Raw genomic sequence first — 12,478 nt, forward strand, 5'->3', positions numbered from 1 at the left:
CCTTATAAATACCGCGGGATTATTTTGAAGGATGATCGTGAGTGCCATTACAATCACCCCTTCTTTTTTTGTAGTCTTGTAGTAAAAAAAGCCGAGGGAAGTGACAAAGTCACTTCCCTCGGCTTTTTTGGCTTCTCTTGCAACCTGTGAATAATTTTTTATCGTTTCTTTTTCTCTTTTACAAGTTTTTCAACATTACTTGTAGAAGTCACGCTCGGAATTCTTTCTTTTCGTTTCATTTTAAAGATGGGTGCGATTAGTTGGCTAAAACCAAACCTTCTAATCGTTATATCCATAAAAAACAATATAATGGCAGCAAGTACAAGCATTTGTTGGATAGATTGCTTTTCAGAGCTTTTTATCTCCATAGGTCGAAATGCTTCGGATGCTTCTGTAAGCATCTTGCCTCCTGTTTGACTTGCAATTTGCTCCAACAAATTTGAATTTGCCTTTTGTACCTTATATTCTTCACTATATGGGATAGATATACCTGCTTGATATACAGCATCTTGTTCGTTTGAAACGCGGAAAAATACAAGACCAGGATCACTATCTACTTTCACTCGTGACTTTCCAGGTGCTATTGGCTCTGATGTAACGGGTAATTCTTCTCCTTTTTCATTGACTGCAGTTACTTCAATAAATGAAGACTTTCCAGATGGATCAGTTACACTATAGCTACCGTCACTTGATTTTTGAATCGTGAATGGCACTTCACTATATGCAGGCAATATTCGAGAAACTGCTGTATTCCAAAAATCACTCCAATTATTCCATCTTGCAAAATCACCACTCCACTCTCCTGTAGAATCAGAAGTAAAAGCAATTGTTCTACCCAACCCATACATCCATTCTGCTAGTACTGGATCTTCTTTTTCACTTTCTGCAATGATTGACGCAGTTTGCTTAGGAGTGGTCGCAATATAGGCATTCATTTGTGGAACACCATTAGCAAATAAACTCGTCCATGCTACATCCCCATAAATGATTGGATAGAATGGATTATCTTCAATATATGTGCGGGAAATCATTGCGGTTTCTGTAGACATGATGGCAGGAATAGTTGATTCATCTGCTACATCATAGAAGGAACCTCCACCCAATTCTGCAATACTTTCCAATAAAGCTCTATCTGCATCCTGTCCAACTGCAACAGTGGATACTGTAATTAAATCATTCGTGCCTTCTTCGATTAATGACTCGTAATCACTCCTAGTAGCTGACTGTCCGTCTGTTAATAAAATGATATGCTTTCTTTGTAGTTTTAAAGGAGATAGACGTTCATAAGCTAATGCTAAACTCGAATATATTTCTGTGCCCCCTCCTACTCCTACAGATAAAATAGTATCTAATGCCTCATCTTTATTTTCAAGAGGTGCTGTCTCAATAATTTCCCAAGGACGATCATCGAAGGCTATAAATCCAAGGGTATCTCCTTCTCGTAGCATTTCAACTGAACGGGCAGCTGCCTCTTTCGCATACTCGAATTTAGAGCCGCTCATACTTCCGGAACGATCCATAACAATTACTAAACCAAGTGAAGGCATTTGATGTTTACCTTTAATCTCCATCTCCACAGGAAGTAACTTTTCAATCGGAGTTTTAAAATATCCACCTAATCCAAAGCTATTTTTACCTCCAACCATCATAAACCCAACACCGAAGTTCTTCACTGCCTGTTCGATGACTGTCATTTTTTGCTCTCCTACCACATGACCTGGAACATTATCAAAAATAATAGCATCATACGCTAAATAATTGGATAAATCGAATGGAAGCTCGGTAGCATCAATTACGTCCGTCTGGATAGCCGCCTGATCGATAACTGTTGCAATATTAGAGTTACTTCTTTCATGTGTCACGATTAATAGTTGAGGTGAGCTTTCAACATTCGTGACACTTGTCAGTTTATTGTTTTCAATTAAACCATCACCAGCAACTACTACTTGAACTTCATATTTAAGAAGACCTTCCCCAGTAGAAGAATTTCTAAAAGTAAACGTATTTGTTCCTTGTTCTACCGTTATTTGCTGACGTGATACTAACTGATCATTTTGATAAAGCAGTATTTCACCTTCGGTATGAGTAGTGGCTTCTAATTGGACATTTAACTGTTGTTGCTCTCCTTCAAACGCAATGGGTGGTGTTTCAAATGAAGTGATTGCAACATCTTCTGAAGCTATCCTATCCAATTTAACAACATCAATTGTCACATTTCCTCCAGCAATTTTAACTAACTCATCGGTAAGAGAACCTGTAGTTTCCAGTCCATCCGTGAAAAGAACAATACGTGTAGCTTTGTTGGGCTCCACAATACCCGTAGATAGTTGTAATGCTCTTGCGATATCTGTATTACCTGGCTCCTTCATTGGAGCAAAAACAGGTAAATTTACTTCACCACTCGTTAATGCAACTTCAGATTGAAAGTCTTCCGCAAATGTATATATACCTACAAGATGAGTATCCATTTGAGAAGTTAAGCTTTTTTCAATCCATTCAGCCACTTGTTGATCGGTTCCTTGAACAGATTTCGAACGATCGACTAAAAACAAAACTTGCTCCTCTTTAATAGGCAATAATAGATAAGGATTTGTTAACCCTAGGATTAAACAAAAAATAGCAAGTAGACGTATAAAAAATACTACTTTTGCTTCTTTCCGGAAAGCCTTTTTATCTCTCCTCCATGTCCAAATAAAGTAACTCAAAATCGGAATAAATAATAGCAGCCATAGTGGTTGATCAACTCGTAAATCCACGTCGTCTTTGCACCTCCCACTCAATGACAAACAGTAACAATAAAACAATTAATAGATAAGGAACAAATGAATGCTGACTATAGTTTTCCTTCGATTCTACTTTTTGTCCGCTTAAAGTATAAGTTGTTCCTTTTTGAATTTCTTTTTCTTTTTGAGATAGAGCAACAGCAATATTTTTTTCTAATTCATTCGAACGGAGTACATATAATCCGGGTTTCTTTGGTGCAATAAATGCACCCCCGTTTTCAATGGAGTATTCATACTCATCATCTATCGTGTAAAGTTCCCACTCATTAGTGGCACTTCCAAGCGACAAGGCTTTGCGTTCGTTTGGTGAAAACGTTCCTAAATAAGCATTCCCAGCAGAGAGCTGCTCTTTGACACTCCACATAAATAGAGGAAACGATGGACTTAATGGCCAATCAGTCATTTGGATATCAGAAAGGACAACAATATCTCCTCTTGGAGAAACTTGAATAAATGGCTCTTCTCCCGCTGTTGCAATAGTTGTATATCCTTCTATCGGTGGATAAACACTATTTACATAAATATCCGATAGATTAGCAAAAGAAAAAAGTGGGTGTTCCGATGTTTGTACAACACCATTTACTTCTATAGGTGCAGTGTCATTTCTACCAATAAAAAAGGATGGAAATTCTAATTGATCTATTAATCCAAATTGATTTGTTACGACTATGCCTTCTTCTTTTAACAACCCTATCTGTTCGGGAGGTAAACTACTCACTTCTATATCTAATGATTGAAAAGCAGTTCGAACAAGTGAATGCATAGAACTATCAATAAATACCTTTGAAAATTGGTCTTGCAAAAAGATATTCATGGAATTATCCAGTACATATTGATCCTTTACATTTAGGCTTGCTGTTAATAGTGTAGATTCTATTAGTTCATTAAATGATAAAGTGATTGTTTCATTTGGTGGTATTGTAATATTTTCTTTAACAAGTTCTTTATTTTCATTTGACAGTGTCAGTACAGTTACTTTTTCTTTATTTGACTGATTTTCAACTTGGATTAAAGCGGAGATGCCAGTATTTGTTTTCGTAGCTCCAAATCTCTTTAAAGATATATTCGATACGTCCTTTGTTTGTCCAACTACATTCCAACTAACTTGCTCATATTGTAGAGGCAACGACTGTTTGTCTAGTTTATCGGTAAAAATGTAAACTGAAGTAGCCTTGTTTTGGAAAAAGGATTGAGCAAAGTCTAATGACTTCGACATACTTTCTTCTTCATAGCTTACTTCTAGATCGTTTATAGTATTTTTAATTTGATTCAAGTTCGTTTCTTGGCGAGCAATAACTTTCGGTTGGTTTCCTGTAGTTATTATTGTTAACGGTTTACCTGAAAGTTGCTCCACAAGTGATAGCATATCCTTTTTATGTTGCTCGAAAAGAGATGTACCATTTGTGTTCACTTCCATTGTTGCAGATGTGTCCACAATAAACAAAGCTTGTTCCCCAACCAATGCTTTTGTTTTCCAAAACGGTTGTATTAAAGCTATAACTAATAAAATCATTGCTAACATTTGCAAATAAAATAAAGCATTTCGTTGTAAATGCTTCAAGTAAGGAGAAGCCTTTGTTTCTTTCATGACTTCTTTCCAAAAGAGTGTGGATGAAACAGTTTGTTTCGTATATTTTTTACGAAAGAAGTAATAAAGTAAAACAGCTAAAGGAAAGATAACTGTCCATAAAAAACCTAACTGATTAAACCCCAAAAATTTTCACCTCACTGTACCCAATTTGCACGTAATAGCTGATGAAACATCGTATGAGAAATACCATCTTCCGTATTTACCTGAAGCAGTTTTGCCCCAAATTTTCTACATAACAACTCTAGACTCTGCTGATGTAATTTTCTTTCTCGTTCATATGCTTCCAATACGCTTGAAGACATAGATATATTTAATGGATGAGTTGTCTCCACATCCTCTAATTGCACATCTCCTGTATAGGCTGGTGTAAGTTCGTCTTTCGTTACTACTTGTAAAATACGTATATCTCCTGCAAACTTAGGTAATTTATGGAGCAATTTCTCCCAGGATTCTATGGTTTCTAAGCAATCCGAAATAATAAAAAGTACAGTACTGTCCTTTGGCAGAAAAGAAATGACATTGTCAGTGAACGACTTTGTCATCATGGGTTCATTTAAATCAGAAATTATTTGAGTAAAAGCCTTTCGATAAGTTGCCCCTTTTCTTCTAAATGGAGGTTTCTTTTCATTTGTTACTGCCGTGAAAGATAACCGATCATCACGCTGCAAAACAAGCATTCCAATTGATAGTGCAAGTTGTTTAGCAAACGTCCATTTCATTTTATCCCCCATAGATTTGGTAGAATCAAGTAATATATGTACTCGCATTTCTTGTTCATCTAGAAATCTTTTAATAAAATACTTATCCGTTCGAGCATATACATTCCAATCAATTTGACGTACATCATCACCAGGAGTATACTCTCTGAAATCTGAAAAATCGAGAGAAGCCCCAAATCGTTGGGAGCGATGTGAACCCTTATGTTGCCCTCGTAGCTTGGATTTAGTTGATATGGAAAGCCTACTCAGTTTACCAGCCCAATCTTTCGGCACTAATGGCTCATTACTCATATTGTTTGTCCTTGTTTAATAGTTTGTAAAATCAAGTCCACCAGTTCGTCCGCTGTTTTGCCTTCTGCTTCCCCTTCGTAATTTAATAATAAACGATGTCTTAGAACCGGTCTTGCAACTGATTTAATATCCGCGATAGACACATGAAAACGTCCAGCAACTAGCGCACGTGCTTTTGCTAGTTTTATCAGACTTTGTAGACCACGTGGTCCACTTCCATACTGAACATATTGTGCAATTTCCGGGACAACTGAAGATTCCGGATGGGTCGCTGCGATAATATCAACTGCATATTCAAGCATATCATCTGCGATTAAAACTTCTTTCACCATTTGTTGTGCATAAACAATATCTTTTGCATTCATTATTTTGTTTAATTCAATAGAATGACCACCTGTTGTCCGTTTTGTAATTTCAATAAGTTCCGCTTTTGTTGGATACGAAACAAGAATTTTGCAAAGAAAACGATCCATTTGAGCCTCTGGTAAAGGATATGTTCCTTCCATTTCTATGGGGTTTTGAGTTGCTAGAACAAAGAAAGGTCGATTCATGAGTTTTGTATCTCCCAGTATAGTCACGGTTTTTTCTCCCATTGCTTCTAAGAGGGCACTTTGCGTTTTTGGTGTAGCTCGGTTAATTTCATCTGCCAACACCATTTGACTAAATATTGGGCCTTTTTGAAAGGTGAATTGCTGCTTTCCATTTTCTAAGCGTTCAATCATACTTGTTCCCGTAATATCAGATGGCATTAAATCTGGTGTAAATTGAATTCGAGAAAAAGATAAATCTAGTACTTCAGAAATTGTTCTAATGAGCATTGTTTTACCTAGACCAGGTAGCCCCTCTAAGAGAGCATGACCATCAGCTAAGACACAATAAATTGCAAACTCAACAGCTTCCCTTTGCCCCACAATAAATTGACCTATTTCCGTCTTAACTTCTTCTAAACGTTTACTCATATTTTCATAATCTTCTGTAGTAAAAGTCATAAGCATCCTCCATTAATCACTATTTTCAACTGTAGAGAAATAATCTTGAACAATACGTTGTAAATCAGACGGTAGCTGCATTCTTTCTGAGCTTTTCAAATATGAATCCGAGTATTCATTGAGAACTTCTTCATAGGGTTTAACTGAACCTCGAGTTACTGGAACCTCTCCCGGCTGTTCACTTGCAGATTCACCTTCACCAAGATTCCCCCCATCTACACTAGTTTCCCCTGTTCCCCCTATCCTTGAAGGAATGGATAGAAGGTCTCGCCTACCTGAACCTTTACCTGCACCAGAGCCTTGACCCTGGCCTTGACCTTGACCCTGACCTTGACCCTGACCTTGGCCCTGACCTTGACCCTGACCTTGACCTTGGCCCTGACCTTGACCCTGACCTTGGCCTTGGCCTTGCCCTTTACCTTTGCCCTGGTCTTGCCCAGTTTGGCCGGTACCTTTATTTTCTTTGGTTCCTTCATGCATCTTGTCGCTATCCCCTGATTTTCCAGACTGAGTCGTACCATTGCTTTTTGAACTTGAGTTACCTTGAGCTATTTCACTTGGGTTAAAAGGGAATGTTTTGCCCATCTTACTTAAAGCGGTTTGGGTAGTTGCAGCGCTTTTTGCTAGTGAAATATTTACCTCTTCCAAAGAAGCAAGCTCCTTTTGCTCTTCTGGTGATAGAGATGTTTCTGATGATTCCTCTTCTTTTGAAAGCTCCTTCTTTTTCTCTAGTTTTTGTTCTTTTAAAGCCAATTCTTTTTGTTTTTTCACTACTTCACGCAATGCTTCTTCCGCTGTTTCTACTTCCTTCAATTTTTCTTTTAGTTCTTTCAAATCTTTTTTCACGGACTTCGCCAGTTCTTTTTTCTCTAATTTTTCAACTTCCTTTTTCATGTCATTTACAACCTGATCTTCCTTTTCTATATCCTTCGCTTCTAACTGTGTTGCAGAAGGAAATGCATATAGAACTAAAGCAATTGCAAATGCAAGAACGAATCCAGTTATCCATTTAGGTTGAATATAAAATTTTTTTCGTTTCTTAAATTCTTCCAAAGCTTCTTTACTAACCTTATCTGCTTTATTAATAAGCTCTATAATGAGAATATTTTTCTCTTGAAGAAATGATAAAGCAGTAATCAAAATATTATCGGGAAAATACGAATCGAGCCTTTCTAATGCTTCCTTTATCGTCGGTCTTTTCCAAAATGCGTATAAAAATACTGTAAGGAAAGCAATGATTCCAACAATAATAGTTATACGTATATAATATGGAAAGACAAATAATCGAGAAACAAGTAGAATAGCCACAGCAGATGTAAATCCACAAAACAATGCAACTTGTAACAGTCTCGTATAATGCTCTAATGAAAGGTTTCGTCTAGCTTTACGGACTAAACGCATAAGCTTTAGTTGGCTATTCATTCAAAGGTCCTCCCTATTTTGATCGTTTCATATTAACACGTAATTTCTTCACTGCGATAAGGAGAGCTAATATTGTGATTACTACATAGAAAATGGAGTAACCCGCCCATATTGGAAACTCGATCTTTGTTGCTTCCGTTATAAAGCTATCCGATCCAGGTGTAATAAGTGTAAGCATTAATACCACTGGATTAATACTTGCAAAAAAATGACCGATTGGCGAGGAAGACAATGTACCAGTAGCCATACTATTCATTCCTGTAATGACAAGATAGATAAAACCAGTAACCGCCGTTAAAAAAATCATTGTCCCATAGGTTGCAATCATCGCTACAATTGTTTTTCGAATAATCGTAGAAAACATGATTCCTATTCCACCTATTGCAATCATGGTAAGAAAGTAAAATAAGAAAATAATTCCTAATTGCCCTGGAGAAACTCCTCCAAAAAGAAATACTAAACTATAAATTGGTAACCCCGCTAAGACCATTAAGAGAAGAAAGGCAATGGACGATGTTAGCTTCCCAAGTATAATTTGTAAGGAAGTCTGAGAAGTTGTTAATAATATATTCAACGTTTGTTTCTCTCGCTCTGTACTAATTGCCCCTGCTGTTAGTCCAGGGGTAATAAATAGAATTAGCCCTAACTGGATATACGTTAGCATGGAAAAAAGAAAGAAGCTTTCCTCGGGACGAAAATAACCTGTACCTGTAAAAGAAGTAGTTAGCATTATAAACCCAAATACAAAAATACACATCGCTATTAAGTAAAATAGTATTCCAATAAAACTTTTAAGTGTACGAAAGCGCAATTTTATCTCTTTAACTAATACTGGATTAGAAAAGGCCTGCTTCATTCTATTTCACCCCTTTCGTGATTTCCATAAAGACATCTTCCAGATCTGTTTCGGTTTCTGAGAAAGAAATAATTCTCAGATTATAATCCAACGCTTTTTTCAGTAAATTAATTTGATCCTCTTCTGTACCTTTATAAAGGAACGTTAAACAATTCTTCTCCGTTAGCAGTTCCACTTTGGAAGCGAAAGGATCCTCTTCAAAAAAGGAAGCTGCATGTTCAAGTAAACCTTTTACTTTAACCGTGATTTGTCTTTCACCAGCAAGCTGTGCTTGTATGTCAGCTACAGATCCGTGGGCAATCAGTTTTCCTCCATCGATAACCCCAATTTCATCACACATTTCTGCGAGCTCAGGTAAAATATGTGATGAAATTAATATTGTTTTTCCCATCCCTTTTAACTGTCTTAAAATATCTCTCATTTCCACGCGTGCACGTGGGTCTAGTCCGGATGCCGGCTCATCCAATATCAAAACTTTAGGATCATGGATAAGTGCTCTTGCCAAACATAATCGTTGCTTCATACCCCGTGATAGTAGGTCCACATATTCATAGCGCTTATGTGATAAATTAACGAGCTCCAGCAATTGTGGAATTAATGTTTTTCTTTCAGCGTCTGATAATCCGTAGCTAGCACCATAAAAGTCTAAGTATTCGTTTGCTTTTAACTGATCATAAACTCCAAAAAAGTCAGGCATATAACCAATTTGTTTTCTCACTTCATGTGCTTCTGTCTTTACACTTTTGCCATTAACAAAAGCATCTCCAGAAGTCGGTTGTAATAACGTTGCCAAAATAGAGAAAGTAGTAGACTTTCCTGCACCATTCGCACCAACAAACCCAAATACTGTGCCTTCGTCTAAAGTAAGATTTAAGTCATTTAATGCATAATAGGAGCCATATTTTTTCGTTAATCCTTTAATCTCAATCATTGCTTAACCTCCCCTTTAAGACGAACTTCTGGAAGTCTTGAATAGGTATCACCTTGAATTGCTTTTTTATGGAGTTTGTAATGAACTTCCCCATTATTATTAATATAGTTTTGAATACTTTCATTTACTGTATATCTACTTTCATCAACAGGTTCATATGCTTGAGTTTCATTATTCCAAATTTCTATTGTTTGAGAATTTCGATCTGTATTTGCTATTTGGAGTTGCGTCCACAATACTTTATCCGTTGGGAGAGTGTCTGGTACTTTCCAATAGACATTATATTCACCGTCTTGTAAATGCCACTCCAAATTACTGTTTGCAACCGGTTCCATATACTTCCCATATTGCTCTGTGTTGACATTCACTGTGAACGTGTTTGCTGGTAATACAAATTCTCCTGCGAATATTGTTTCTGCTTTAAAAGGTTGTATGATTAAATGAAGTGCAGACATTTCTACCTTTTTATTCTTTAATTCTACTGGTAATAAATTATCTTCCGAAAAAGCAGTTATTGCTGGATTGGTACCTAGTTGACTAAACATTTGGCTAGTAGAAAATAATGATTGTTTTCTTTGCTCTGATAAGTCGCTATTATTCATTCCTGGCATACCAAAATTTCTATTAATATATGGATTAGAAGTTGGAGTCAACATGACATTACCTAATTCTTTATTTACGTCTATTTTTTCTCCAGGTTGAAGATCCCCTAATTTAATTAATTTACTTCCAGACCAAACCGACACTTCTTTAAGAGCAAAAGGAAAATTATTTTGAATAGTCCCTATTAATTTACTTGACTCTACACTTAAATCTACTCCAAAATTACCTACATCTTGTAATTGTGTATTTCCAAAAAATGTCGAAACAGACCAATACCCTACATCGCGAAATGTCAGTTGATTATTTGTCGCATGTTTCTCTAAGATGACTTCTTCATGCACTTTTGAAGAGCGCCCAGTAAAGGAGTTCATAGTTCTTTGTGCAATCATAGTTGTAGACGATGGGGCTGTAAATGTAAATTCTCCACTCTTATTGCTTAATAAAGATTCCGCATAATAACCATTCAAGCTATTATCTTCGTTAACATATAAAAAAGAAGATTGTTGAACTTGCGGACGTGCAATTCGGTCTCTCGCACCATAACCAAATATAGCTGCTGATGCAATAATGGCAGTAAGAGGAATTATTCCCCATGCGTACTCTCTTTTGTCTTTTCTTTTCAGTAAAATATATAAAAGTGGTCCGACTAAAATCATATAAACGACAACAATACCAATCATTAATGGAGTTGAAACTTTAAACGAACTAAACAAAGAATTAGTACTACCTAATTCATAAACAAGTTGATCCTTACTGTTGTAACCATACATACTCGAATTCTTCTGTACTTTTACAGACTGTAAAACAGTAGTCATTAAGTCGCTATATGCAGGGTCTTTTGATAATGGTTCATCACCAAGAGAAAAAGTCGTTTGAATAATTGAGCCACTACCTACTGTTTTCTTTGCAGCAATTGGAGTACCATCTAAGTTTAATAGCTCAACGGCACCCTCATTTAAAGAAGCCTTATAAACTTTTAAATCATTTGATAATTTATTATTTGCTGTTAACGGACTAACTTTTTCTGCTGATATAGATACTGTACTTGCTTGAAGATTTAATGGTAAATAACTTCCTAACATTCCAAGCTCCGCTGTTGTATTATCAGAAGCTCCAACAATAACATTACCACCAGCACTTACATAGTCTAAAATTGACTGTTGTTGCTGTTCTTCTAAATCTGCTAGAACAAATTCATCGATGACAATATAATCCGCCATTTCCCAAGCCGCTGCTTCAGATGGCAACGTAAAGTTACTTAATTGTCCAATATGAACGACCTCACCACTTAATTGTGCTTGTTGCTTGATTTGACTAAGTACTTTTAGACGATCTGCACTGTTTGTTAATGTAAAATAAAAGTTACTTGCTGGATCATTAAAGCTCACTCTTAAATTTTTGGTTCCTTTAAAATCGATTGACTTTCCCTTTTCCCAACCACCTTCAAAGAAATGTATTAATTGTGCGTTAGACCCTTGATACATATAATCTTCTGTTAATCCCGATGCTGCTACTTGGATAGTCTTTGTCTCTCCGGCTCCAATCTCAAAAGGGATTGCTTGGGCATTTCCTAGGTTGTAGGATTCAAGTATGTCCAAAACAATATCCCCGGAAAATGAATCCCCTTTATTCTCAACAGTAATGGTAATAGGTAATCCTTCCCCATATTTTGCTTTGCCATTAAAACCTGCAGTTGCTTTTACTTGTAGGTTAGGAGCTGCCAAGGCATTAATCGTTGGAAATAATGATAAGTATATAAAAAGTGCTGATATTACCAACGCAAACTTTCGGATAAGCATACTTTGTCCCCCTTTTTCTTTATATGTATTAGTACGTTAATTACAGATAGAAGTTCCTTTATAAAAGAAGCCTCTATTTATCTAATACTGTGATTATTAAATAGTAGGCTTTTTTTACTTATGTGAGGGATTTTATAGCTTAATAAAAATGTGTTTTTTGACTTTCAATTGTATCTGACATGTTGAAAAATGTTCAAATAATTCAGAACAATAATTGTAATTTTCGATTAATGGCTTTGAAAAGATTGATTTATCATCCATATAGGTTGGTATATAAAAAGCTCCTGCGTTAGTTTAAGTGTAACATTTTACAATAAATTTCTGAGACCTACTTGATGTTTTGAATAAAAAATAGACCATCGAAATGGGTAGTGACCCCTTAAAGTTAGAGTTTTATTTATGCAGCTAATTGGCTGGCATGAGTTCGGTATTTTACCGGACTCATGCCGGCCAGTTTTTGTTTAATTCGATCGTTATTATAGTAATCGATATAC

Annotated in this window: 9 protein-coding genes; all 9 read right to left on the bottom strand. The window is 36.2% G+C overall.

Annotated features, from left to right (window positions below):
- Positions 1–158: 158 nt before the first annotated feature.
- Positions 159–2,756 (bottom strand): VWA domain-containing protein, encoded by a 2,598-nt coding sequence (locus WAX74_RS19655; RefSeq protein WP_336499363.1) that lies wholly within the window; start codon positions 2,754–2,756, stop codon positions 159–161.
- On the bottom strand, positions 2,740–4,497 hold the full coding sequence (locus WAX74_RS19660; protein WP_336499364.1) for a vWA domain-containing protein: 1,758 nt from the start codon (positions 4,495–4,497) through the stop codon (positions 2,740–2,742). The genes WAX74_RS19655 and WAX74_RS19660 overlap by 17 nt, the downstream gene beginning before the upstream one ends.
- Positions 4,498–4,508: 11 nt before the next feature.
- Positions 4,509–5,384: a DUF58 domain-containing protein gene (locus WAX74_RS19665; protein WP_336499365.1), complete on the bottom strand. Its 876-nt coding sequence runs from the start codon at positions 5,382–5,384 to the stop codon at positions 4,509–4,511.
- Positions 5,381–6,373: an AAA family ATPase gene (locus WAX74_RS19670; RefSeq protein WP_336499366.1), complete on the bottom strand. Its 993-nt coding sequence runs from the start codon at positions 6,371–6,373 to the stop codon at positions 5,381–5,383. Before WAX74_RS19670 ends, WAX74_RS19665 begins: the two co-directional genes overlap by 4 nt.
- Before the next feature lie 12 nt (positions 6,374–6,385).
- Positions 6,386–7,795, bottom strand: a complete 1,410-nt coding sequence (locus WAX74_RS19675) for a hypothetical protein (protein WP_336499367.1) — start codon at positions 7,793–7,795, stop codon at positions 6,386–6,388.
- Positions 7,796–7,808: 13 nt separating this feature from the next.
- Complete coding sequence (locus WAX74_RS19680; RefSeq protein WP_336499368.1) at positions 7,809–8,651, bottom strand: ABC transporter permease; 843 nt, start codon at positions 8,649–8,651, stop codon at positions 7,809–7,811.
- Between the two features lies 1 nt (position 8,652).
- On the bottom strand, positions 8,653–9,582 hold the full coding sequence (locus tag WAX74_RS19685) for an ABC transporter ATP-binding protein (RefSeq protein ID WP_336499369.1): 930 nt from the start codon (positions 9,580–9,582) through the stop codon (positions 8,653–8,655).
- Positions 9,579–11,984 carry a DUF7408 domain-containing protein gene (locus WAX74_RS19690; RefSeq protein WP_336499370.1) on the bottom strand — a complete coding sequence of 802 codons (2,406 nt, stop codon included), beginning with the start codon at positions 11,982–11,984 and terminating at the stop codon, positions 9,579–9,581. Before WAX74_RS19690 ends, WAX74_RS19685 begins: the two co-directional genes overlap by 4 nt.
- A 397-nt stretch (positions 11,985–12,381) precedes the next feature.
- The coding region (locus WAX74_RS19695) for an IS3 family transposase (protein ID WP_241600806.1) at positions 12,382–12,478 on the bottom strand (97 nt) is incomplete at its 5' end.

The organism is Psychrobacillus mangrovi, from assembly GCF_037104765.1.
Taxonomy (GTDB): domain Bacteria; phylum Bacillota; class Bacilli; order Bacillales_A; family Planococcaceae; genus Psychrobacillus; species Psychrobacillus mangrovi.